This is a genomic window from Arthrobacter sp. NPDC080086 (assembly GCF_040702285.1).
The window spans coordinates 44902-67466 of record NZ_JBFBKP010000016.1 but is presented as its reverse complement, the minus strand read 5'-3'; the positions used below and the strand labels follow the sequence as shown (position 1 = coordinate 67466).

The following is a 22565-nucleotide window of genomic DNA, read 5'->3' as shown; positions in this document are numbered from 1 at the left end:
TGGCTCCATCCTGCCACTGCCGAAAAGTGCTCCGCATTGTGCGCATGACCAATATGAACTAAACGGGAGTGTTCTGGATCACGGGACGTAAGGTGGCGGGCGGCGTTGCTCGCTGGCGGCGCCGAATCCAGGAAGGTTCATCGATGAGCACCCAACCGACCGAAGCGGCCCAGACCCGGAAGGCCGTCGGCAACATCCTCAAAGGCTCCGCGGGCAACCTCGTGGAATGGTATGACGTCTACGTCTACACGGCCTTCGCGGCCTATTTCCAGTCCCACTTCTTCAACTCCAAGGACGACCTGCAGGCCGGGCTCGAGGCCATGGCCGTCTTCTCGACGTCGTTCCTGATGCGCCCCATCGGCGCCTGGTTCTTCGGCCGCTACGCCGACCGCAAGGGCCGCAAGGCGGCGCTGACCCTGAGCGTGACGATGATGTCCGCCGGGTCCTTCGCCATCGCCATCCTGCCCACCCAGCAGGTAATCGGGCTGTGGGCCATGATCCTGCTGGTCCTGATCCGCGTCCTCCAGGGGTTCTCCGTCGGCGGCGAATACGGCACCAGCGCCACCTACATGTCCGAGGCCGCCACCACCAAGCGCCGCGGCTTCTTCTCCAGCTTCCAGTACGTCACGCTGATCGGCGGCCAGATGCTGGCCCTGCTGGTCCTGGTGGTGCTGCAGAACGTCATGCCCAAGGCCGACCTCGGCGAGTGGGGCTGGCGGATCCCGTTCGCTATCGGCGGCGTCGCGGCCCTGGTGGTGCTGTGGCTGCGCCGTTCCATGGAGGAAACCGTCTCCGAGGAGCAGATCAAGGCCGCCAAGGTCCCCGCCGTTCCGGGCCAGGCCCAGCCGGGCACCATGAAGCTGCTGTTCACCAGCTACTGGAAGCCGCTGTTGGTCTGCATCGGCATCACCCTCGGCGGCACCGTGGCGTTCTACACCTACACAAACTTCATCCTGAAGTTCATGAATGACACCTCCGGCATCGCCAAGACCGACACCTCGGTGATCAACTTCTGGGCGCTGTTCATCTTCATGCTGCTCCAGCCGGTCTACGGCATCATCTCGGACAAGGTGGGCCGCAAGCCGCTCCTGCTCTGGTTCGGCATCACCGGCGTGCTCTTCACCTGGCCACTGCTCTCCACCCTCGCGGGCACCAAGAACCCGTTCACGGCCTTCCTGCTGATGATGGGCGGACTGCTGATCGTCGGCGGTTACACCTCGATCAACGCCCTGGTGAAGGCCGAGCTGTTCCCGGCCTCCATCCGCGCCCTCGGCGTCGGCCTGGGCTACGCGATCGCCAACTCGCTCTTCGGCGGCACCGTCCCGCTGATCGGCGCGGCGCTGCAGAAGGAGGGCCGGGAAGACCTGTTCTTCACCTACGTCACGGTGGCCATCGCGATCTCGCTGCTGGTCTACATCTTCGCGCTGAAGAACAAGAAGTCCACGCACCTGGACCACGAACAGGGCCACGCCTGGGACCAGCCGGCGGCCGTGGGCGCGGGCGTTGCCGCCTCACCGGAGCGGGACGACGACGGCGTCCTGGACACCCCGCGGCGATAGTCCGCCACTTCGACGGTTCCCTGCCGGATCGACGCCTCTAGACGTCTAATTGGCAGGGAACCGTCGAAACGGGCAAGGTGCGGCCGAGGGTTCGCCCCGGCTAAGAGTTGGATAAGTACGGCGACGGTGCGGAGCCGGCTCCGGGATCAGACCCCAGGAGCCGGCGCCGCGCCGTCGTCGTTCCTGATGCGGGCCAGGCGCCAAACGCTGAACCGGCCCAAGGCCGCGGCGGGGACCATCGCGATCGTGGCCAGAGGCATGGGCGGGTCCTCGAAGACCCCAAACGGCAGCGTGATGATTGCGCCGAGCACGGCGAATGCGCCCACATGCCACCACTGGTTGCGAACCGGTTGCAGCAGGACGCCCAACGGCAGCCCGAGAGCCCACCCAACGACGACGGCGGGTATGGCCCCAAACATCATTGCGGCAAGGAAAAGGGACCCTGCGTCGAGTGCTGAAGGCGGCAGGAACAGAGTCTCCAGGCTGAAGACTAGGCAAAAGGCGACATGGGTGACCAGAATCCCGACCCAGACGGCACTCGGGACCAATTCCACTCGGATCGGGCGGTTCATCCCTGACGCCCGCGGCTGGCGTTCAGGGCCCTATCGAGTGTCGGGTAGCGGTAGGTGAAGCCCGCGTCGAGGAGCTTGCGGGGCTCGACCCACCGGCTTTTCAGGACCAGCTCGGTTTCGGTGCGGATGACGATCGCGCCAACCTTCAGCAGCCAGGCGGGCGTGGGCAGCCCCAGGGGCATCCTGTAGGCGCGGCGCACCGACCGCATCAGCTCGCGGTTGCTGACGGCGGCCGGCGCGGCAACATTGACCGGCCCTTCCAGCTCTTTCCGGAGGTGGAGGAAGCGGATGGTCCGGTACAGGTCCTCGACGTGGATCCAGCTGAACTTCTGGGCGCCGACGCCCATGCGGCCGCCGAGACCCAGCCGGGCCAGAGTCGCGAACGGCCGCATCACGCCGCCGCCCGGGCCTAGGACAATGGCGATCCGGAGGGCCACCTTCCGGGTCGCGGGCGCGGGGGCTTCCGCCAGGGCCGTTTCCCAGGCGCGGGCCACGTCCACGGAGAATCCCTCGCCGAGCTCCCCGTCGTCTTCGGTTTGTGGCCGATCGCGGGCGTCTCGGTAGATGGTGCCGGTACTGGCGTTGAGCCAGGTCCGCGGCGGAGCGGAACACCGGGAGAGAGCTGTTCCCAGGGCGCCCGTCGTGGAGACCCGGGACTCAAGGATCTCGGCCCGGTTGCGGCGGTTGTACCGGCAGTCCACCGTGCGTCCGGCGAGGTTGACCAGCAGGTCAGCTCCTTCCAGCACCGTCGTGATTGCGGTGTTGTCGCCCCACGCCGCCGACGCTCGCTGGGACCGGCCAATGGTCCTGACGTTCCACCCGTCCTCGGCGAAGCGACGGGAGACGTAGGTCCCGATGAAACCGGATGCCCCGGCGATGACTACTGTCGTGCTCTCCATGAATCCCCCAATTCGGTGATGATGCGTCAGTCGGTGCGGAGCGCGCGGGCGAGGCCCATCGCGTCGTCCAGGATCTTTCCCACTCCGGGGATGCGGGCCAGTGAGACCCCCCGCGCCACCAGCGGGGCGATGCCGTCCACCATAATCCGGGTCCGGCGTTGGCCCTCCGAGGTGTCGTAGACCCAGAACAGGGTGACTCCCATGTAGGCCATCCAGAGCAGGCCGGGCAGTTCGGATCGCAGGCGGCGCGGCGGTGCGGGTGTGGCTCCCTCGACGACCTCGACGAAGATCTGCTGCGCTGCCTTTCGGGCATCGGACGAGGCCGGGTTGAAGGGGTTGGTCGGGGACGTGGGGCGGATTGCGGTGGCGATGAATTCGGCGCCGAAGCGATGGTAGGGCGCCATGGTGTCCAGTCCGGCATGCAAGGTGGCCTTGAGCCGGTCGCGAAGGTCGTGGATCCCGTCGAGGGCCTCCGCCGCCCGGGCGGCGTGGTCGGCCTGGATCCGCTGGTAAAGCTCCTGGACGAGTTCATCCTTCGAAGCGAAGTAGTAGTAGGCGTTTCCGACCGACACTCCGGCTTCAGCCGCGATGGCGCGCATGGTGGTCTGCTCGAAACCGATCTCACGGAACATCCGCAACGCGGTCTCGGCCACACGCTGCCGGGTCTGTTCGCTCTTCGCCGCCATGATTCCCCATTTCTGAACGTGTTCAAAAAGTATCGCAGGTTATTTGAACATGTTCAATAAGCGCCGGCTGGTCCCCGTTTCGACGGTTAGCCGCCGGACCGATGGGCGGAAGCGTCTATCCGGCGCGGAACCGTCGAAGCGGGTTCGCGTCACCCTCCCTGGCCTTGCCGAGAGCGCGCAGGACCCGGTACTTGAATTCCACCTCGTTAAACAGGTCTTTCCACTCGATCCTTCGGAAGGTCCAGCCCTGCTCCATCAGGGCCTTCTCGCGCCGCCGCTCGGCAAAGACGGCGTCCGCCACCGGACCGTAGTCGAAGTACTTTGCCCGCCCGTCGAACTCCAGAGCCACCCGGAGCTCCGGCCAGGCAAAGTCCATCCGGTGCTCGCCCAGCGGCGTGCGCACTACATATTGCAGCTCGGGCGGCTCGATCCCTAACCGGTCCAGCAACTCCCGGGTCAGGCTTTCGCCGGCCGACTCGGCCCTCGGGTCAGCCAATTGCAGGGCGCGGCGCAGTGCCAGCACGCCGTTTCGCCCGGCGAGCCCTGCACATATGGATCGCAGAAGGTCCATGTCGGCGCCAAGCCGGGCGGCGTGGTCGACCAGGATGACGGACTGCTGCACGGAGAACATCCGGCAACAGTCCACCACCGTGCGTTCCAGCGACGTGCAGGGCAACCCCGCCACGAAACACAGATCACCGCTCGACAGGGCGCCGGTATGGGCGGCCACGTCCCGTCCATGGGAGACCGGGGACGGTGTGCCCGCCTGGGTGAGATGGACGCGCTGCTCGGCCTTCCACAGGTTCAGGCCGTGAAGGGCGGCAGCGGACAGGTGGCTGTAGGCGAAGGCGCCCGCCGACGTCGTCAGTGTCCCCAACGCGTGGGCGAAGACCAGTTGACGACGCCGGTCGGTGCCGGTGAGGCCCCGCCACCACTCGCCACGGGCATAGCAGCCGCGGCGCACCCGGACGAGCCTGCCATCCTGCACCAGCCGGGCGATGGTGCGGGACGTGAATCCGGCGGCAAGGAGTTGGTCCGTGCGCCACAGGTCCGGTGTCGGCGGAAGTGTTGGGGCCATGCCCCCAGCTTCGGGAAGGCATCCCGTGTCAGCTAGGGCTCACCGTGGCTATGTGGATACCCGCCGCTTCGACGGTTCCCCGCCGGGTAGACGTTCAGGAGCGTCTAGGTGGCAGGGAACCATCGAAATGGGCGGGCAGGGGAGGCCGGGGAAGGGAAGGGCAGGGAACGACGCCGGAGGGACCCGGGTTCCTAGCCGTGGACCCGGTCCTGCGGGCTAACCCTTGAGCGTGGAGTCCAGCAACTCGCGGAGTTCGCGGAAGTGCCGCTCGGTGGCCTCGGGGTGGAAGGCGGAGGTGTCCGCCATCGAGTAGCCGTGCGGGGCGCCCTCGTAGATTTTGTTGCTGGCGGTCAGGCCGGCGGCGTTCAGCGCCTCACCCAGCCGGGCGACGGCGTCGGTGTCCATGCTCCGGTCCTTGTCCGCGTGGCCGAAGACGAAGGTGGCCCGCGCGTGCTCCAGGCCCAGGTGCGGGCTGTCCGGCTCGTCCGTGGCGAGGCCGCCGCCGTGGAAACCGCCGCAGGCCGCGACCTGGTCCGGGTGGGCGGTGGCGGTGCGGACCGCGAGGCGTGCACCCATGCAGTAGCCGGTGACGCCAATCGGTCCCTCGGAGACGCCGTCGAGCTCGCGCAGATCCCGGACCCACGCGTCGATGTCCGGGACGGCCTTGTCGCTGGTGAGGCGGCCGACGCGCGGGAACGCGGCGGCGCCGGCGGCTTCCCGGCCCTCCGGGGTGCTCATGTCGCCGGCCGGTGCCAGCTCGGTGGCCGTGCCCTCGCGGTAGAAGACGTTCGGGGCCAGCACCACGTAGCCCCAGTCCGCGATCCGCTGCGCCATCTCCTGGATGCGCGGGCGGAGGCCGAAGGCGTCCATGTAGAAGATGACGCCGGGGAACGGGCCCTCACCGGTGGTGGGGCGGGCGACGATGGCCTCGGCGGTGCCGTCTGCGGCAGGAATCTCGATAAACATCGGGCCAGCCTACCCGACGGGCCTAGGAGTAATACCGGCGCAGGGTCTCGGCCTTGAACTCGAAGAAGCTGCCGGCCTCGATGGCGAGCCGGGCGTCGTCCACCATCTTCACCACGAAGCGCTCGTTGTGGATGGAGATCAGCGTGGCGGAGACCATCTCCTTGGCCTTGAACAGGTGGTGGATGTAGGCGCGGGAGTAGTTCAGGCAGGCGTAGCAGTCGCAGCCTTCCTGCAGCGGGCCAAAGTCGCGCTTGTACTTGGCGCCGGAGAGGTTGTAGCGGCCGGTGGGGTGGTAGAACGCCGAGTTGCGGGCCACCCGGGTGGGGGAGACGCAGTCGAAGGTGTCCGCGCCGTTCTCGATGGCGGTGAAGATGTCGTCCGGTTCGGAGATGCCCAGCAGGTGCCGCGGCTTGTTCTCCGGCAGCTCCTCGTTGCACCAGCGCACGATCGTGCCCAGGTTCTCCTTCTCCAGCGCGCCGCCGATGCCGAAGCCGTCAAAGTTCATCGCGCCGAGGTCGCGGCAGGCCTTGCGGCGCAGGTCCTCGTACTGGGCGCCCTGGATCACGCCGAACAGCGCCTGGTAGGGCTTGCCGGCGCGCTGTTCCGTGAGCCGGAAGTGCTCGGTGATGCAGCGTTCGGCCCAGCGGCGGGTGCGTTCCAGGGACTCCTCCTGGTAGCCGCGGGAGTTCTGCAGCGTGGTGAGCTCGTCGAAGGCGAACATGATGTCCGCGCCGATCTGGTGCTGGACGTTCATCGAAATCTCTGGGCTGAAGCGGTGCCGGTCGCCGTTGAGGTGGCTCTTGAACCACACGCCTTCCTCGTCCACGTGGGCCAGGCGTTCCTTGCCGGGGGCGACGGCGTCGTCGGGCCCCGAATGGTCCACCGACTTCATGTCGATGACCTTCTTGAACCCCGAGCCCAGGCTCATCACCTGGAATCCGCCGGAGTCGGTGAAAGTGGGCCCGCGCCAGTTCATGAACGCCCCGAGGCCGCCGGCCTCGTCCAGGATGTCCGCGCCCGGCTGCAGGTACAGGTGGTAGGCGTTGGCCAGCACGGCCTGGGCGCCGAGCTCGGCGATGGACTCCGGCAGCACCGATTTGACCGTGGCCTTGGTGCCGACGGCGATGAACGCCGGGGTCTGGATCTCGCCGTGCGGGGTGCTGATGGTGCCGGTCCGGCCCAGGAAGGCCCCGCCGTTCTCCGCCACCTGCTCCGGCGTCGGCGAGCAGGTCTCGCTCAGGCGCTTGCCCACCCGGAAGGAGAAGTCGGACTGCTTGGCGGGCAGGGCGGAGGAGCGGGTGGTTTCAGGATTCGCAGGCACCGTTCAAGTGTGCCAGTTGCCGCGCCGAAGCCCCACCTCAGGGAGGGTGGCCCCGGATGCGCTGGGTGCGCCGCCCCGGGTGCTCCGCCGCATGTGCTCCGCCGCAGGTGCTCCGCCTCAGGCGACGGGGTCGGTGGAGGGGTAGTTCGCCGCGCGCCAGGAATCCCATCCTGCGCGGATCTCCTCAAGCCGGTGCGCGCCGAGCCCGTAGGTGGACACGATCACCAGGGATCCGCCGTCAGGGCGGAGCTCGGGGATGGCGGGCTGGTCTGCGATGATCACGAGGCCCTCGCCGTGCTCGGCGTAGCTCTGGACCGTCAGCCCAACCTGGTGGTTGCTGCGGAACCAGACCTTGCCGGAAACCGCTTCCCCGGTAGCCAGGGTCAGGGAGTAGGGGCCGCCGGCGGCCGGGACATCGCCCACGCCGAGCTTGTCGATCACCGAGCCCGCGGTGCCCGGGACGGCGAAGAAGAGCGTCCTCCGGAGGCCGTTTGGATGGCGTTCGAGGGCGAAACGGAGCTGGTGCAGGAAGGTCAACCAGCCCTGGGTGATGTCCTCGTCCCAGGCGGCCCACTCGGAGTTGTGGTCCACGGCGGCGCGGGTGATGCTGACCTCGGTGCCGCCGGGGACGGGCTTGAGAGTGAAGATGTCAGCGCCGTCGACCACCAGGGAGGTGTGGTCCGCGCTTTCGATGACCTTGGGACCGAAGTAGATGGCGTTGATCTCCGCCGCCTGGTCCTCGGCCTCCCAGCCGTGCCACTGGGCCACCTTCGCGGGTTCCCGCAGCATGGTCCAGACCTGCTGCGCGTCGGCGTTGATCACCACGGACAGATTGTTCGTCATGGGCCCGAATGTACTCCGACCCCATCCCCACGGGTAGGGCCGGGCCGGACGGAGTGCCGGTGATCAGCCGCGGACGAAATCCAGTTCGTTGGTGATCCGGCGTTCCAGTTCGGCGCCCCCGATGGTCTGGGATCCGCCGTGGGCGCGCAGGAACAGCAGGGCCTCAAGCCGCAGCAGCCGCCATTCCCGCTCGGCGTCCCGGTTGGAGTTGTCGATCGCGCGGAAGATTTCCTTGTCGTACAGGTTCGGCTCGTTCAGCGACCGCTGCCGGACCTTGGCGTTGATCCGGGCCTTGAACGGGTCCGTTTCCATGGCGTCGGGGGCACGGAGGAACTTCTCGTACACGGCGGCGCGTTCGTCGTCGCCGCGCTGCCGGCAGATGTAGCTGGCCAGCGCCAGGGCGGCCTCCACGGAGGCCCAGCGGCCCGGGTTGCCGTCGAACGGCAGCACGGTGAGCAGGTCCGCGACGGCCAGGGCGTGCTCCGCGTCGCCGAGGACCACGAAGAGCTCGTGGGCCAGGTCGCTGAGGTCCTTGAGGCAGCTGCCGGACTTGGTGTTGATGCCCTTGGCCAGCCGGTCGCTGAGCAGAAGCACCCCGGCATCCTTGGGGTGCGCGTCGGCGGCGGCCTCCACGACGGATTCGGGCGTGCCCTCGGCGGTGGGGATGAGGGCCAGGTCCGCTTCGCTGGGGCCGACGACGGCCGGCGGCGAGGCAGGCGGCGGGGGTACGACGACGGCGGGCAGGGACGCGTCGGCGTCGGCCTGCGCGGGGGTGCCGTCGTCGGCCGCGGAGACGGACTCCGCCGCACCGGGAGCTGAAGGAATGTCGGCGGGGGAATCGCCGGCCGACGCGGTTGATCCTCCCGAGGATTCCGGTTCCTGGATCAGCACCGTGGACCCGGCCGCGATGCTGAGCACGCCGCCGCCGGTCAGGGTGGCCCGCACCAGGGCGGGGGTGCCGAAGTCGTCGTTATCGACGGCGACGCTGGCGATTTCGGCGGTGCGCGTCGCGTCGGGCAGGAGCAGCAGATCCCCGGTCCGCAGAGATCCCGCCTGCCGTTCTCCATAGTTCACGGAAGCTGTGGGGTGGGTCATCTGGAGTCCTCAAATTCTTTTCGGTCCGCCCACCAGTCTACAAAGACCGGCGCGCCGGATCGGGGACGCGGGACGACTGGGCCCCGGCGCCGCGGAAGCTAGTGGCCGACGCCGGCGAACGCCAGGGCCTGGCGGATCAGGGCGCCGCGGCCGCCGCTGAACTCTAGCTGGACGTCGGAGCGGAGCACCTCATCCGGGGTCATCCAGGTCAGTTCGAGCGCGTCCTGGCGCGGGGAGCACTCGCCGGTGACCGGGATGACGTAAGCCAGGGCGACGGCGTGCTGCCGGTCGTCCGTGTAGCCGGTGTGGGAGGGGGAGGGGAAGTATTCGGCCACGGTGAACGGCACGGGGCTGACCGGCAGCTGCGGGAACGCCAGCGGGCCGAGGTCCTTTTCCATGTGCCGCAGCAGTGCGGCGCGGATGGTTTCGCGGTACAGGACGCGGCCGGAGACCAGGGAGCGGACCATGGTGCCGTCCTCGTCGGCCTGCAACAGCGTGCCCACCTCGTTCACGAACCCGAGCGGGTCCAGCCGGACCGGGACGGCCTCGACGTAGACCATCGGCAACCGGCCCCTGGCCTCGAAGAGGTCGTCGTCGGAGAGCCAGCCGGGATTCGGGTCGGGGGTGCGCACGTTCATGCTTAAGTTCTACCCCATCCGGGCTGGACGGACGTGGTGGACGGGGTCAGTCCGCCGCCGGGGCCCGGGAGATCCAGAGCGGGTGGGCGTGCGCGGCGGCGGCCTCCGCGTCGGGGTTGGCCAGGTGCAGCAGCGGCACAGGGGACTCCTCCACCAGGGCCACATCCTCCCCGGCATCCTCGAGCCGGCGGCGCAGTTCGCCGAGGTCGCCGGCGTACTCGAACGCGAGCCTCGCCGCAGCCTGTCCCGCACCCGGTGCGCCCGTCCCGATCATCAAGATCCCGCCGTTCTTGGCGGTAAAGGACTCGGCTTCCTCCGCGCTGCCGGTGGCGGCCCCGGTGCCGGGGACAGGGCGCGGGCGGGCGCCGATGTCCCGCAGCGTGCGGGCGGCGATGGCGGGATCCGCGGCGAACCAGAGGCCGACGACGGCGAGGTCCGGGTCCGCGTCCGGCGCGCCGCCCCAGCCGCCGTCGGCCGCGCGGACCGCGGGATCGGCCAGGAAGCTGAACCCGTCGGCGGCGGTGATCTTGCAGGTGGAGCCGTGCTCGGCGTCGAGGACCTCCGCCCGGGTGCCCTGGCCGGAACGGTCGGAAGCCCCGGCGGTGCCGGCGGATTCCGCGGTGCGGCGGGCGAATTCGGCCAGGTCCCCGACCTCGACGCCGAAATCGGTGCTGCCGTCCTCCGCGGAGCCGGCCTCGGCGAAATGCAGCGCCAGGCGGCCGGACCCGGCGTCGAACTCGCGCCAGGTGGCGTCGTCCACCGTCTTGACCAGGCCAAGCGCGGTCAGCAGCCGCTCCCACTCGTCCATGCGGGAGGTGTAGTGGATGGGACGGACGCGCAGCATGGGGGTCTCCCTCGTGGGTGTGGGCCGGGAGCACAATAGTGCCATGGCTGTTGAGCTGATGGAACTGCTGGTGAAGGACGCCGCCGCATGGCGGGCATGGCTGCAGGACCACCACGGGACCAGCCCCGGCGTGTGGCTGGTGCTGCACAAGAAGGGCGGCTCGGTCACCGAGCTGGACTACGAGGCCGCCCTGCAGGAGGCACTCTGCTTCGGCTGGATCGACGGGCAGGGCCGGCGCCGGGACGAGGAGAGCTCGTTCCAGCGGATGACCCGCCGGGGTCCGAAGAGTGTGTGGTCGGCCCGGAACGTGGACCGGATCGCGCGGCTCGAGGCGGAGGGGCGGATGGCCCCCGCGGGACGCGCCGCCGTCGAGAGCGCCAAGGCGGACGGCCGCTGGGAGGCCGCCTACGAGAGTCAGGCAACCGCCGAGATGCCGGCGGACCTTGCCGCGGCGATCGCGGCGGACCCGCGGGCGCAGGCCATGTTCGAGGTCCTCACCTCCGTCAACCGGTACGCGCTGATCTACCGGACCAACGCCGTGAAGCAGGCCGCCACGCGGGAGCGGAAGATCGCCGGGTTCGTCGAGATGCTGGCCCGTCACGAGACCCCGCACCCGCAGGCGCGCAAACCCCGCGGCCCGGAGAATCAGCGCCCTGCGAGCCAAGACCCGGAGGATTCGGGCCCGGGGAGTTCCCGGTAACCGCACGGAGGGCGGACAGCCGGATGTGGCAAGGTGGACCAGTGCCTATTACCGAACGCCAGCGGCAGCGCGGAGCCCTCCGGACCCCGCCCTCGCAGCGAATGGTGTTCTTCTCCGCCGCGGCCCTGCTGGTGGCCGGGGAGGCCGTCTTCTGGCTGATGGTAGCCAGCATTCAGACCAACTCCGGGCTGGCCGTATTCGACGGCGGGATCCACGACGCCCTGGTGGACCACCGGTCCCCGCTTGCCACCGCCGTCCTCAGTGCGGTGAGCACCGTCACCGCGCCGGCCGTGCTCACGGTAGTCGGCGGCCTGCTGGCCCTCGGCTGGGCGCTGCTCCGGCGCGAACTCTGGCGCCCCGGACTGCTCCTGGCGGCGGTGCTGGCCGCGGCCGGTGCCACCACCCTGGTCAAGCAGATGGTCTCCCGCGCCCGGCCGTCCGCCTCTGACTTCCTGATGGGCCCGGACGACGCGCTGTCCTTCCCCTCCGGCCACACGCTCGGCGCTGGGGTGTTCCTGCTGGTCCTCGGGTACCTGCTGCTCGGCAGCGCGGCCGCCCGCCCGGCACGGCGTTCGACGGCGGCCCTGGCCTTGGCCGGTGCCGTGCTGGGAACGCTGGTGGTCGGCTTCAGCCGGCTCTACCTGGGCTACCACTGGCTGACCGACGTGGTGGCCTCGCTGGGCCTGGCGGTGGCGCTCGCCGGCGTCGCGGTCCTGGTCGACGGGCTCCGCAGCGCCCGGCGCACGTCGCCGGACGCCTAGAAGGCCACCCCGAGGGCCTGCGCCAGGACCACTGCCGAGGCCGAGGACCACGCCTGCGGGTGGCACGAGGCCGGATACGGCACCGCCGTGCGCGACTCCGCCGCACTCACGCCGGCGAAGAGCTCCGGGAGGCGGTGGCCGAAGGCCGCGGACGCCGCCAGCAGCCCCTCGGCCAGCACCCGCGCCTCCTCGGTGAATCCCTCGGCCAGGAGTCCGCGCACCGCAATGGCCGTGTCGTGGCTCCAGACCGATCCGCAGTGGTAGCTGAACGGCCAGAACCCGGTGGCCCGGCGGGAGAGGGTGTGCAGGCCGTAACCGGAGAACAGCTCCGGGCTCAGCAGCCGGTCCGCCACCAGCCGGGACTCGGCGGGGTCGAGGATCCCGGTGCCGAGCAGGTGGCCCATGTTCGAGCCGGGAACATCCAGCGGGGTGCCGTGGCCGTCCAGTGCCATGGCGGGGAACCGGCCGCCGTCGTCCTCCACCCAGAAGCGCTCGCGGAAGGCATCCCTGAGCCCCGCGGCGAAGTCCCGCAGCTCCGCGGCGCCCGGTTCGCCGTAGGCGTCGAAGAGGTCCGCGGCCTCCAGGGCGGCCTGGTAGGCGTACCCCTGGACCTCGGCGAGGGCGATCGGCCCGTCCGCCTGAAGCCCGTCGCGGAACTGCATGGCGTCGCGGGAGTCCTTCCAGCCCTGGTTGCTCAGCCCGTGGCCGGAGGTGTCCTGGTAGCTGAGGAACCCGCCGTTGCCGGCGTTGCGCCCCGCCGCCCCCGCCGCCAGCAGCCAGTCCGCGGCGCGCGCGGCGTTGGGCAGGAGGGAGCGGACCGCTGCGTCGTCGGTGCCGGCGCGGCCGAGCTCGCCCAGCAGGCACAGCCACAGCGGCGTGGAGTCCACGGCGCCGAAGTACACCGGCGGCAGCCGCAGCGCCTGGCTCTCGAGAATCAGTTCCTTGGCCCGCAACTCGTGCAGGATCTTGCCGGGCTCCTCCGCCGCGGCGGGGTCCGTCTTCGTGCCCTGGTAGGCGGCGAGGGCACGCAGGGTCCCCGCGGCGAGGGCCGCGTCCAAGGGCAGCAGCAGCCGCGCGGCCCAGAGCGAGTCCCGGCCGAACAGGGTGAAGTACCAGGGGGCGCCGGCGGCGAGGAACGGGGCGTCAGGGGCCGTGCGGGTGGCCAGCCGCAGCCCGTCCAGCTCGTCGAGGGAGTTATCCAGCAGGGCGCCCAGCGGCCCGGCCGGGCGGTCGCGGACGGACCGGGCCGCCGGGACGTGTGCGGGGACGACGGCGTCGCCGGTGTCGGTCAGGGTGGCCTGCCACTCGGCCTCCATCGGGCGCCCGGCGGACGCTGTGCCGCGCCAGACCAGGCAACCGTCCTCCACCCGGTCCGGCGCGGCGACGGTCAGGGTTTTGCCCTCCTCGGCCCACCGCAGCGAGGACCCATCCGCGGACACGGGCTCCAGCGGCTCGCGGAAGCGGCCCAGCCGGATGGCGGCCATGTCCGTGAAGTCGGCCGCCAGCCGGACCCGGACCTCGGCGTCCAGCTGCGGCAGCGAGGTGGCCAGCCGGAGCGAGACGCGGACGGCGCCGGGGGTCACGGTCCAGGTCTGGACGAGTTCGACGGCGGGATCCTCGGTGGGGCCCTCGATGCCGCGGACCAGGCCGCGCACGGTGAGCACCCCGCCGGGCGCCGGCTCCACCGTGGCCGGTTCGGGGGCGAAGCCGTTGACCGTGGTCTCGGCCCGGCTCAGCATCCGGGTGTCCCCGTGGAGCAGGCCGGTGAACCAGCCGCCACCGTCGGCCAGCCGGCCCTCGGCGTCCAGCCAGAGCTGGGTGGGGGCGGCCACGGAACAGTGCTGGCGGTGCAGGGCTGGTTGTACGCTCATCCGACCAGCCTAGGACCCGGAGGTCCCGGGAGGGTCCTAGGCCTGCGGGGTGTCCTCGACCGGGAAGGCCACGGCCTCGCCCACCACGCGCAGGCACAGCTCGGTACCGGGGCGGGCGATCGAGGCGTTCCAGTGCCGGATGGTGATGATTTCGCCGCCGCCGGGGTAGCGGTGGTCCGCCACGTCGCCCTCGGCCAGCTTCGCCGGGACGGGGAGCTGGAGCCGGACCGTGGTTTCGGGGCCGAAGTAGTCGGTGTCCACGACGGTGCCGCGGATGGGTCCGTCCTCGGCGATCCGGATCTGTTCGGGCCGCAGCATCAGCTGGACCCGTCCCTGCGCCGGCGGGCGGCGGACCGGGATGCCGCCGAGCGAGCAGGTGGCCAGGGACCCTTCCATCCAGGCGTCCAGGATCACGGCGTCGCCCAGGAACTCCGCCGTCGCCCGGTCCGCGGGGCGGGTGTAGACCACGAACGGGTTGCCGATCTGGGCGAGCTTGCCGCCGCGCATCACGGCCACCTGGTCTGCGAAGGAGAGCGCCTCGGCCTGGTCGTGGGTGACCAGGATGGTGGTGACCCCGGCGTCCTGGAGGACCTTGCCCACGGTGCGGCGGGTGGCCACCCGCAGGCCGGCGTCGAGGGCGGAGAACGGCTCGTCCAGGAGCATCAGCTCCGGTTCGCGGGCCAGGGCGCGGGCCAGCGCCACGCGCTGCTGCTGGCCGCCGGAGAGCTGGTGCGGCCGGCGCCTGGCCATGGCCGGGTCCAGCGCCACCATCTCCAGCAGCTCGGCCACCCGCGCCTTGACGCCGCGGTGCCCGCCCGGGAGCTTGCCGGCGTCGAGCCCGAACGCGACGTTCTGGCCCACGGTCAGGTGCGGGAAGAGCGCGCCGTCCTGCGCCACGTAGCCCACCTGCCGCTTGTGCGCGGGTACCCAGACGCCGTCGCCGGCCACTTTCTGCCCGCCCAGGGAGATGCTGCCGGTGTCCGGGTGCTCGAACCCGGCGATCAGCCGCAGCAGCGTGGTCTTGCCCGACCCCGACGGGCCCACGATCGCCGTCGTGCCGCCGCGGGCCACGGAGAGGTTGACGCCCTTCAGCACGGCCTGCGAACCGAAGTTCTTGGTCACGGCCGCGACCTCCAGGTGGCTGTTGGTGCTGGGGGCCACGGAGGCGGCGATCCGGGGCTCCGGAAGCCGGGAGGGGTGTTGTTCGGTCACTGTCCCGCTGCTTTCTTGGACTGCTGGAAGAGGAGGTAGGTCATCGGGGCGGAGAGCAGGATCATCAGCAGCGCATACGGTGCGGCGCCGGCGTAGTCGATCTCGCTGCTCTTGCTCCAGAATTCGGTGGCCAGGGTGCGCGTGCCATTCGGGGAGAGCAGCAGCGTGGCCGTCAATTCGTTCACGATCGCCAGGAACACCAGCGCGGCACCGCCGGCCGCCGCCGGGGCGGTCAGCCGCAGGGTGACGCGCAGGAACGCCAGCAGCGGCGGCTTGCCCAGGGCCTGGGCGGCCTCGTCCAGTTCCTTGGGTGCCTGGGCCAGCCCGGAGCGGAGGTTCACCAGCGCCCGGGGCAGGAACAACAGCACGTAGGCGGCGATCAGCAGCGTGGTGGTCTGGTACAGGTCCGGCGCCACCCGGATGCTGACGGTTACGAAGGCCAGGCCGACGACGATCCCGGGCATCGAGCTGGTGACGTAGTTCGAGAGCTCCAGGGCCTTGCTGAACCAGCTGGGCCGGCGCACCGCGAGGTAGGCCATCGGGAACGCGACGACGGTGGTGGCGGCGGCCCCGGCCAGCCCGTAGCCCAGGGTCTGTAGCAGCGCGGGCAGGAACTCATCGGCGGACCAGATGTCCGCGCCGCCGGCGACGATCCAGCGCACCACGAAGGTCAGCGGCAGGCCGAACGCCAGCGCGGTGACGGCCAGCAGGAACAGCTGGGCGGGTGCCTGGTAGAAGCGCAGCGGCAGCCGCAGGGCCCTCGCCTGGGCCCCGGAGCCCACCCGGGCGTAGCGGGCGGTGCCGCGGCCGCGGACCTCCACCAGCAGCAGGATCAGGCAGAAGAACACCAACACGCTGGCCAGCATGTTGCCGGCGGCCCCGTTGAAGGTGGACTGGTACTGGACCATGATCGCGGTGGTGAAGGTGTCGAAGCGGATCATCGCGAAGGCCCCGTATTCAGCCAGCAGGTGCAGCGCCACCAGCAGCGCCCCGCCGGTCATCGCGATCCGCAGTTGCGGCAGCACCACCCGGAAGAACGCCCGCCACGCGCCCAGCCCCAGGGACGCGGCGGACTGTTCGATCGCCGGGTCCAGCCGGCTGAGGGTGGCCGCGGCCGGAATGTAGACCAGCGGGAAGTAGGACAGCGTGGCGATCAGGACCCCGGACCACAGGCCGCCCAGTGACGGGACGGCGGAGACCCACGCGTAGCTGTTGACGAACGCCGGGATGGCCAGGGGAGCGGCCAGCAGCACGGCCCACCCCCGGCGGCCCTTGAGCGTGGTCCGTTCCACCAGCCACGCCCCGCCGACGCCGATCACCAGGCAGAGCGGGACGGTGAAGACCATCAGCAGCACGGTGTTCAGCAGCAGCTCACCCACCCGCGCCCGGAAGATCAGGCTGACGGCGGTGTCCCAGCCGGTGGCGACGGTCATCACCGCCACGTAGCCCAGGGGGAGGAGGGAGAACAGGGCGATCAGGACCGCCAGGATGGCCACCACGGACACGCCGAACGGCGGGCGGGGGCTCTTGCCCCGGCCCGCCGTCGTCGTGCTTCCGGTGGTCCCGGGAGCCGCCAGCGTCTTGGTCACTGGTTTAGAGCAGTCCTGCCTTGGTCATCAGATCGGTGACCTTGGCGGAGTTGAGCTTGGCCGGATCGACCTTGGGTGCCTGCAGGTCCTTGATCGGGACCAGCTTGTCATTCGACGGCACATCGGAGGCGATTGCATACTCGAAGGAGGTGCCCTTCTGCAGGATCTCCTGGCCCTTCTTCCCGGTGATGAACTTCAGGAAGGCCTGGGCCGCGCCGGCATTCTTCGAGGACTTCAGCACGCCGCCGCCGGAGACGGAGAGGAACGCGCCCGGGTCCTGGTTCTTGAAGAAGTACGGCGTGACCTTGTTCGAGTTCTCGCCGGTCTTCGCCTGGTCGCCGTAGTAGTAGTAGTGGTAGATCAGGGCGGCGTCCACCTCGCCGGCGTTGACGGCCTTCATGGCCGTGCTGTTGCCCTTGTAGGACTTGAAATTGTCCTTCATGCCCTTGAGCCAGGCCTCCGTGGCGGCCTCACCCTTGAGTTCGAGCAGCGCGGAGACGATCGCCTGGAAGTCGGCGCCCGACGGCGACGCGGCCCACTTGCCCTTCCACTCCGGGTTGGCCAGGTCCAGCATGGACTTGGGCAGCTTGTCTTCGCTGATCTTGGTCTTGTCGTAGACCAGGACGGTGGAGCGGGCGGCGATGCCGGTCCACTTGTTGGTGGACGGGCGGAACTCGGCGGGGACCTGGCCGACGGTGGCCGGGTCCACATCGGCGAAGAGGCCGGCGTTCTCCACCTGGGCCATGGCCGGGGAGTTCTCGGTCAGGAAGACGTCGGCGCGGGTGGCCTGGCCCTCCTGGATGATCTGGTTGGACATCTCGGTGTCCGAACCCTGGCGGAGCGTCACCTTCACGCCGGTCTCGGCGGTGAACTCGTCCACCCACTCCTTGGTGAGGGATTCGTGCTGGGCGTTGTAGACCGTGATCTCACCGGAGGGCTTGCCGTCGGCGCCGGCGCTGCTGCCGGAGGAGGACGAACCGGAGCCACAGGCTGCGAGGCCGAGCGCGGCGGTGGCGGCGAGGGCGACGCCTGCCAGCGCGTTCTTGCGGATCTTCATGGGGCTGCTTTCTGCAAGGAAAAGGTCGTAGGAACCCGCCTCCGTGAGCGGGAGGTTAGGGCATGCTCACTACAAAAAACTGTAGGTTAGCCAAACCTAAGCAACCAAGCCGAGAGCGCCTTAAGTGAGGGAGATCACACGAATTACGAAACTATTGCGTGACTTAATTGGTTTCGTGTTCCCGCGGGGCCGTGGCGTCGACGGCGGCCGACGCGGGATCGGCGGGCGTTTCCGGCTGCGCCGCTGCGCCCGTTTGTCCCTCGTCCGGCTGTCCTTCCGCCGGCTGCTCCGCGTCGGCGGCGTCGACGATCGCGGGCAGGCGGGGCGCGATCGAGGCCGCGGCTTCAAGGACCATCCAGGCCTGCAGCTGGGTGGAGAGTTCGACGTCGGCGCCTGCCGGGTAGGTGCGGCGCGCGGGGAGCTCGGGCCGGGCGGAGAAGACCAGCCGGGCGCCGTTGCGGGCCAGCGGCTCGTTCGCGCCGACCACGCGCCGGCCCTCCCAGAAGGCCTCCGCCGTGTCCGTGACCAGCCGCGCCGCCGTCGCCCGGGTCTCCTCCGGGAGCCGCTCGTCCACCGCGGCGAGTGCCAGGTAGCGCACCAGAATCCCGCTGAAGAGGCCGCCGTCGCCCGTTCCCTCGCCGCGGACCACTTCGCCGCGGCGGCCCAGCAGGGGTGCGTCCACGGTCAGGTGCTCGCGGACCGCGGTGATCAGTTCCTGCGCCCGTGCCAGGTTCCCCTCGCCGCCGAGCTCCAGCAGGGCCCCCAGCACCGGGCCCTGGTTGTAGGTGTAGACGGCCTCTTCGAGCCGGGGTTCCCCCTCCGGCACAATTCGCAGGCCGTCCCGGTAGAGGCCCTGCTCCGGATCCAGCAGCTTGGCGTCCAGCCAGTCCAGCAGCGACTGGGCCCGCGCCGCCTGGCCGGTCCGGGCGTAGTGCAGCGCCACCGGCCCGGTCGCCGGGGTGTTCTTGAAGTCCCGCTTCTTGCTCCAGAAGGTGCCCCCGCCCAGGTCGTCGGTGGAGGCGGCGTCGAACTGTGCCCCCAGCCGGGTGAGGACCCGGGCGTTGCGGCGGCGGCCGGCGCTCTTGCGGCCGTCCTGGGCCAGGAGTTCCAGCCGCCGGGTGGCCAGGGCCAGCCAGGCCATGTCGTCGTAGTAGCTGTTGACCACGGTGAAGAGGTTCCGCACCCGTATGCCGTTGAGCAGGCGGGAGGCCAGCTTGCCGGCGCTGGGCAGGTTCTTGCCGTCGAAGTGCGCCGGGGTGTGGCCCGCGACGCCGAGTTCCCGCCGCCCGGCGTCGACCAGGCAGTCCACGTAATGCGCCTGCCGCCAGTAGTGCCAAGGCCGGGAGAGGTTCTTCAGCCGGCTTGAGGGGCGGACGATGGCGCCGATGTGGGTGCCGGGGAGGAAGAAGAGGCGCTGGCCGAACAGCCGGGTCACCGAACGCGCGGCTTCGTCGGCGCGGAAGGACCAGTTCGGGGCAGGGGTATGGGCGGCGGCTGCGGTCATGGTCCCAGAGTAGTGGCGGGGGTGCCCGCGGCGCGGAATCTCCACGAATGGGTGCGCTCTGTGTCAATTCCAGTTAACGTGTACTAACTAACGTTTCCGGACGCCGCGGCCCGGCCGGCCTTGTGCGGCCGGGCAGGGGTTTCCACATCAAGGAGGATGTATGGACGTCTTGGGTACCGTCGCACTGATCACGGGCGGCGCGTCCGGGCTGGGCGCCGCCACCGCACGCAGGCTCTTCGACGCCGGGGCCTCGGTGGTCCTGGTGGACCTGCCCGGCGCCGCGGGGGAGAGCCTCGCCGCCGAACTGAACGGGATGGAGGGTGCCGCCGGGAACCGGGCCGTGTTCGTGCCCGCGGACGTCACCAACGAGGAGCAGGTGCAGGCCGCCGTCGACGCCGCCGCGGAGCTGGGCCCGCTGCGCATCGTGGTGAACTGCGCCGGGATCGGCACCCCGGGCAAGGTCCTGGGCCGCGACGGCGTCCTGCCGCTGGAGGCCTTCAACCGCGTCATCCAGGTCAATCTGGTGGGCACCTTCAACGTCATCCGGCTGGCCGCCGCCGCGATGGCCGCCACCGAGCCGGTGGCCACGGTGCTCGGCGGCCCCGAACGCGGCGTCATCATCAACACCGCCTCCGTCGCGGCCTTCGACGGCCAGATCGGCCAGCCCGCCTATGCGGCCTCCAAGGGCGCCGTCGCCGCCATGACGCTGCCGATCGCCCGCGAACTGGCGCGCTCGCTGATCCGCGTGGTGACCATCGCGCCGGGCATCTTTGAGACTCCCATGATGGCCGGGCTGCCGCAGGAGGCGCAGGATTCCCTGGGCCACCAGGTGCCGCACCCGTCCCGGCTGGGTCGGCCCGCGGAGTACGCCAACCTCGCCGCGCACATCGTGGACAACGCCATGCTCAACGGCGAGACCATCCGGCTGGACGGCGCCATCCGGATGGGCCCGAAGTGACGCTCGCGATGGACCGGGTGCAAGGAGAGCAGGCGCAGGCGGGCCGGGCGCAGGAGGCTGCTGTTTCCGAGGCCGCCGGCGGGCTTCCGGACCTGCCCGGCGCGGATTTCTTCGGCTACGAGGCGCTGCTCAGCGACGTCGAACGCGCCAAGCTGGCCGAACTGCGCGGCTTCCTGGCCCGCGAGGTGGCGCCCTACGCGGAGGACTGGTGGAACCGCGCCGAATTCCCCGCGCACATCCTGCCCAAGCTCGCCGCCCTGGAGCTCAGCACGCCGGTCCAGCGCGGCTACAGCAACCTCTTCGCCGGGATCGTCATCGCCGAGATCACCCGGGTGGACACCTCCCTGGCCACCTTCTTCCTGGTGCACCACGACCTGTTCGTCGAGTCGCTCTACGAGTTCGGTTCCGAGGACCAGCGTTCCCGGCTGCTGGCGGACGCGGCCAGCCTGCGCACCACCGGCGCCTTCGCCCTGACCGAGCCGAACCACGGCTCCGACGTCGCCGGCGGCATGGAAACCAGCGCCCGGCGCGTCTCCGGCGGGGACAAGGGCGATTACTGGGTGCTCAACGGCGCCAAGCGCTGGATCGGCAACGGCACCTTCTGCGACTACATGCTGGTCTGGGCCCGCGACGAGGCCGACGGCGCCATCCGCGGCTTCATCGTCGACGCCACCCTCCCCGGGGTGAGCCGCAGCCGGATCGAGAACAAGATCGCGCTGCGGACCGTGCAGAACGCGGACATCGTCTTCACCGACGTGCGGGTGGCCGAAGCGGACCGCTTCGCCGGCATCAGCAGCTTCGAGGACACCAACGAGCTGCTGCGCGGCTCCCGGATCATGGTGGCGTGGCAGGCGGTGGGCCAGCAGCTGGCCGCGTTCGACGTCGCCCGGCAGTACGCCGTCGAACGCCGCCAGTTCGGCCGGCCGCTGGCGAAATTCCAACTGGTGCAGCAGCAGCTGGTGACCATGCTGGGCAATGCGGTGGCGAGCACCGGGATGATGGTGCGGATCGCCCAGCTGGAGGACGCCGGCGCCGCGGACATGCCGCAGGTGGCCCTTGCGAAGTCCTACGCCAGCGCCCGGATGCGGGAGACCGTGGCGATGGGGCGGTCACTGCTGGGCGGCAACGGAATAGTCACCGACTACCGGATGGCCAAGATCTTCGCCGACGCCGAGGCGATCTACACCTACGAGGGCTCCTTCGAGATCAACACCCTGATCGCCGGCCGGGCCGTCACCGGGGTCTCGGCGATCGTCTAAGGCACTCGACCTTGGGCGGGCCGCATCGCGCTGCGGCTGTCAGTTGCCGACGGCGTCCTCCGGGGCGCCGTCAGGCACCCGTTCCCCGGCCTCGATCCGGTAGTCCAGGCTATTGTTCTTCACCGGCATGGGGCAGGTGCCGTACGGGGTGAAAGCGCTGGGGTAGTTGATGGCCCGGTTGAAGTCCAGGACCACGGTTCCGTCCGGCCGCGGGCGGGCGGTGGAGACCTTGCGCCACTCATCGGTCGAGTCGCCGTTTGTCTCGTCGTGGAACGTCACCGTCAGGGCCCCGAGCTTATCCTCCTCGGCCTGCAGCCGGTACTCATGGTTGCTGCCGGGCAGTCGGAAGACGAGTTCGCCGACGCTGCGGTGCACCCCGTCCACCAGCGGGTTCGCGGTGCCGATCGGGACGTCCACCGGCTCCGGGTACGGCTCAAACCGCGCCTCAACCACCAGGTCCGGCCGATAGCCGAAGGTGGGGACGCCGCCGAAGTCCGTGAACACCGGAGACCGGGAGTCACGTGTCCGAATGGCGTACTTCCCGCCACGCATGGCCAGCTCCACCCGCACCTGGGTCCCGTCCGTGCCGCCGAACTGCACCCAGATCAGGGATTCCTCGTCGGCCAAACCCGCGCTGATGGTCCCGTCCACCGGCTCTCCGGTCTCCACCAGGGTCAGGCCGTCCACGGCCGCGGCGGTGAGGAACGCCGTCGTGCCGTCCGTCCACCAGAGGCCCGGAACCAGCTCAAGGGTGGACGCCTCATCCGCGAGCCACTGGAACGACGTCAGGGTCAGCCAGCCGAATTCGGTGGCCAGGGCGGCGTCGCGGTTGGTGCGGAACCGCCGCCAGCGGGCCAGCTGCGGGTCGGCTGGTTGTGCGTCGACGTGCTGGGATCCGGCGTCCTGTGCGTCAGCGGGGGTCATGGTCATCTCCGGGGGTTTCAGCCCAACTGACTGGCAGTAGAGGCCGTTATGAGGGCCCAAAACGGCTTCTGCTGCGAGCTAGTTGGGTGGGGCGGGCAGGGGGAGGGGCGGTTGCGTTGTGCGAGGCGGGTCAGCGGGGGACGGCGACGGCGGCTGCCACCAACTGCTCCGCGGTGGCCTTGGCGGCGGCGTGCAGCTGCCCGGACCAGACCCCGTCCACGTGCTCCAG

At 70.2% G+C, this 22565-nt stretch carries 21 protein-coding genes; 5 read left to right on the top strand and 16 right to left on the bottom strand.

Annotation, left to right across the window (positions count from 1 at the left end):
• Positions 1–143: 143 nt before the first annotated feature.
• Positions 144–1559, top strand: a complete 1416-nt coding sequence (locus AB0305_RS08275; protein ID WP_364136460.1) for an MFS transporter — start codon at positions 144–146, stop codon at positions 1557–1559.
• Positions 1560–1705: 146 nt separating this feature from the next.
• Here AB0305_RS08275 and AB0305_RS08270 read toward each other — a convergent pair whose 3' ends face one another.
• The 10 genes from AB0305_RS08270 to AB0305_RS08225 form a co-directional block, all read right to left on the bottom strand.
• Positions 1706–2131: a hypothetical protein gene (locus AB0305_RS08270; RefSeq protein WP_366172367.1), complete on the bottom strand. Its 426-nt coding sequence runs from the start codon at positions 2129–2131 to the stop codon at positions 1706–1708.
• A complete protein-coding gene (locus AB0305_RS08265) occupies positions 2128–3030 on the bottom strand; it encodes a TIGR01777 family oxidoreductase (protein WP_364136464.1) in 903 nt (300 codons plus the stop codon). The genes AB0305_RS08270 and AB0305_RS08265 overlap by 4 nt, the downstream gene beginning before the upstream one ends.
• 26 nt (positions 3031–3056) lie before the next feature.
• The gene (locus AB0305_RS08260; RefSeq protein WP_364136466.1) at positions 3057–3716 is read right to left on the bottom strand and encodes a TetR family transcriptional regulator; all 660 of its coding nucleotides are present in this window, start codon (positions 3714–3716) and stop codon (positions 3057–3059) included.
• Between the two features lie 115 nt (positions 3717–3831).
• Positions 3832–4794 (bottom strand): type IV toxin-antitoxin system AbiEi family antitoxin domain-containing protein, encoded by a 963-nt coding sequence (locus AB0305_RS08255; protein WP_364136468.1) that lies wholly within the window; start codon positions 4792–4794, stop codon positions 3832–3834.
• A 216-nt stretch (positions 4795–5010) separates the two neighbouring features.
• Positions 5011–5760, bottom strand: a complete 750-nt coding sequence (locus AB0305_RS08250) for a dienelactone hydrolase family protein (RefSeq protein WP_364136470.1) — start codon at positions 5758–5760, stop codon at positions 5011–5013.
• A gap of 22 nt (positions 5761–5782) precedes the next feature.
• Entirely contained in the window at positions 5783–7081 is a 1299-nt protein-coding gene (gene tgt / locus AB0305_RS08245; protein ID WP_364136472.1) for a tRNA guanosine(34) transglycosylase Tgt, read from the bottom strand.
• A gap of 117 nt (positions 7082–7198) precedes the next feature.
• The gene (locus tag AB0305_RS08240) at positions 7199–7924 is read right to left on the bottom strand and encodes an SRPBCC domain-containing protein (protein ID WP_364136474.1); all 726 of its coding nucleotides are present in this window, start codon (positions 7922–7924) and stop codon (positions 7199–7201) included.
• Between the two features lie 63 nt (positions 7925–7987).
• Positions 7988–9019: a DUF6707 family protein gene (locus AB0305_RS08235; protein WP_364136476.1), complete on the bottom strand. Its 1032-nt coding sequence runs from the start codon at positions 9017–9019 to the stop codon at positions 7988–7990.
• Between the two features lie 98 nt (positions 9020–9117).
• Entirely contained in the window at positions 9118–9657 is a 540-nt protein-coding gene (locus tag AB0305_RS08230; protein ID WP_290256702.1) for an NUDIX hydrolase family protein, read from the bottom strand.
• A gap of 46 nt (positions 9658–9703) precedes the next feature.
• Positions 9704–10501 carry a VOC family protein gene (locus tag AB0305_RS08225; protein WP_364136478.1) on the bottom strand — a complete coding sequence of 266 codons (798 nt, stop codon included), beginning with the start codon at positions 10499–10501 and terminating at the stop codon, positions 9704–9706.
• Between the two features lie 43 nt (positions 10502–10544).
• Between AB0305_RS08225 and AB0305_RS08220 the strand changes: the two genes are divergently transcribed.
• Both AB0305_RS08220 and AB0305_RS08215 read left to right on the top strand, forming a co-directional pair.
• Positions 10545–11201, top strand: coding sequence for a YdeI/OmpD-associated family protein (locus tag AB0305_RS08220; protein WP_364136480.1), 657 nt, complete (start codon positions 10545–10547; stop codon positions 11199–11201).
• Between the two features lie 41 nt (positions 11202–11242).
• Positions 11243–11962, top strand: coding sequence for a phosphatase PAP2 family protein (locus tag AB0305_RS08215; RefSeq protein WP_364136482.1), 720 nt, complete (start codon positions 11243–11245; stop codon positions 11960–11962).
• Here the strand turns inward: AB0305_RS08215 and AB0305_RS08210 are convergent.
• The 5 genes from AB0305_RS08210 to AB0305_RS08190 form a co-directional block, all read right to left on the bottom strand.
• Positions 11959–13833, bottom strand: a complete 1875-nt coding sequence (locus tag AB0305_RS08210; protein WP_364136484.1) for a glycogen debranching N-terminal domain-containing protein — start codon at positions 13831–13833, stop codon at positions 11959–11961. The genes AB0305_RS08215 and AB0305_RS08210 overlap by 4 nt on opposite strands.
• 36 nt (positions 13834–13869) lie before the next feature.
• Entirely contained in the window at positions 13870–15045 is a 1176-nt protein-coding gene (locus tag AB0305_RS08205; RefSeq protein ID WP_290256697.1) for an ABC transporter ATP-binding protein, read from the bottom strand.
• Positions 15042–16634: an iron ABC transporter permease gene (locus AB0305_RS08200; protein ID WP_364136486.1), complete on the bottom strand. Its 1593-nt coding sequence runs from the start codon at positions 16632–16634 to the stop codon at positions 15042–15044. Before AB0305_RS08200 ends, AB0305_RS08205 begins: the two co-directional genes overlap by 4 nt.
• A 4-nt stretch (positions 16635–16638) precedes the next feature.
• Positions 16639–17691: an iron ABC transporter substrate-binding protein gene (locus tag AB0305_RS08195; protein ID WP_364136488.1), complete on the bottom strand. Its 1053-nt coding sequence runs from the start codon at positions 17689–17691 to the stop codon at positions 16639–16641.
• 163 nt (positions 17692–17854) lie between these two features.
• Complete coding sequence (locus tag AB0305_RS08190) at positions 17855–19195, bottom strand: glycoside hydrolase family 76 protein (protein ID WP_364136490.1); 1341 nt, start codon at positions 19193–19195, stop codon at positions 17855–17857.
• A gap of 160 nt (positions 19196–19355) precedes the next feature.
• Here AB0305_RS08190 and AB0305_RS08185 point away from each other — a divergent pair, with 160 nt between their 5' ends.
• Both AB0305_RS08185 and AB0305_RS08180 read left to right on the top strand, forming a co-directional pair.
• Complete coding sequence (locus tag AB0305_RS08185; protein WP_364136492.1) at positions 19356–20153, top strand: SDR family NAD(P)-dependent oxidoreductase; 798 nt, start codon at positions 19356–19358, stop codon at positions 20151–20153.
• The gene (locus tag AB0305_RS08180; RefSeq protein ID WP_364136494.1) at positions 20150–21412 is read left to right on the top strand and encodes an acyl-CoA dehydrogenase family protein; all 1263 of its coding nucleotides are present in this window, start codon (positions 20150–20152) and stop codon (positions 21410–21412) included. The genes AB0305_RS08185 and AB0305_RS08180 overlap by 4 nt, the downstream gene beginning before the upstream one ends.
• A 39-nt stretch (positions 21413–21451) precedes the next feature.
• Here the strand turns inward: AB0305_RS08180 and AB0305_RS08175 are convergent, their stop codons facing one another.
• Positions 21452–22336 (bottom strand): DUF1684 domain-containing protein, encoded by an 885-nt coding sequence (locus AB0305_RS08175; protein WP_364136496.1) that lies wholly within the window; start codon positions 22334–22336, stop codon positions 21452–21454.
• Positions 22337–22565: the final 229 nt, after the last annotated feature.

What these genes read in the sequence shown, in the direction of transcription:
- AB0305_RS08185 (WP_364136492.1), top strand. Translation starts at nt 19,356, where the DNA reads ATGGACGTCTTGGGTACCGTCGCACTGATCACGGGCGGCGCGTCCGGG.
- AB0305_RS08265 (WP_364136464.1), bottom strand. Translation starts at nt 3,030, where the DNA reads ATGGAGAGCACGACAGTAGTCATCGCCGGGGCATCCGGTTTCATCGGG.
- AB0305_RS08225 (WP_364136478.1), bottom strand. Translation starts at nt 10,501, where the DNA reads ATGCTGCGCGTCCGTCCCATCCACTACACCTCCCGCATGGACGAGTGG.
- AB0305_RS08270 (WP_366172367.1), bottom strand. Translation starts at nt 2,131, where the DNA reads ATGAACCGCCCGATCCGAGTGGAATTGGTCCCGAGTGCCGTCTGGGTC.
- AB0305_RS08250 (WP_364136470.1), bottom strand. Translation starts at nt 5,760, where the DNA reads ATGTTTATCGAGATTCCTGCCGCAGACGGCACCGCCGAGGCCATCGTC.
- AB0305_RS08195 (WP_364136488.1), bottom strand. Translation starts at nt 17,691, where the DNA reads ATGAAGATCCGCAAGAACGCGCTGGCAGGCGTCGCCCTCGCCGCCACC.
- AB0305_RS08190 (WP_364136490.1), bottom strand. Translation starts at nt 19,195, where the DNA reads ATGACCGCAGCCGCCGCCCATACCCCTGCCCCGAACTGGTCCTTCCGC.
- AB0305_RS08255 (WP_364136468.1), bottom strand. Translation starts at nt 4,794, where the DNA reads ATGGCCCCAACACTTCCGCCGACACCGGACCTGTGGCGCACGGACCAA.
- AB0305_RS08230 (WP_290256702.1), bottom strand. Translation starts at nt 9,657, where the DNA reads ATGAACGTGCGCACCCCCGACCCGAATCCCGGCTGGCTCTCCGACGAC.
- AB0305_RS08275 (WP_364136460.1), top strand. Translation starts at nt 144, where the DNA reads ATGAGCACCCAACCGACCGAAGCGGCCCAGACCCGGAAGGCCGTCGGC.
- AB0305_RS08235 (WP_364136476.1), bottom strand. Translation starts at nt 9,019, where the DNA reads ATGACCCACCCCACAGCTTCCGTGAACTATGGAGAACGGCAGGCGGGA.
- AB0305_RS08175 (WP_364136496.1), bottom strand. Translation starts at nt 22,336, where the DNA reads ATGACCCCCGCTGACGCACAGGACGCCGGATCCCAGCACGTCGACGCA.
- AB0305_RS08210 (WP_364136484.1), bottom strand. Translation starts at nt 13,833, where the DNA reads ATGAGCGTACAACCAGCCCTGCACCGCCAGCACTGTTCCGTGGCCGCC.
- AB0305_RS08240 (WP_364136474.1), bottom strand. Translation starts at nt 7,924, where the DNA reads ATGACGAACAATCTGTCCGTGGTGATCAACGCCGACGCGCAGCAGGTC.
- AB0305_RS08260 (WP_364136466.1), bottom strand. Translation starts at nt 3,716, where the DNA reads ATGGCGGCGAAGAGCGAACAGACCCGGCAGCGTGTGGCCGAGACCGCG.
- AB0305_RS08220 (WP_364136480.1), top strand. Translation starts at nt 10,545, where the DNA reads ATGGCTGTTGAGCTGATGGAACTGCTGGTGAAGGACGCCGCCGCATGG.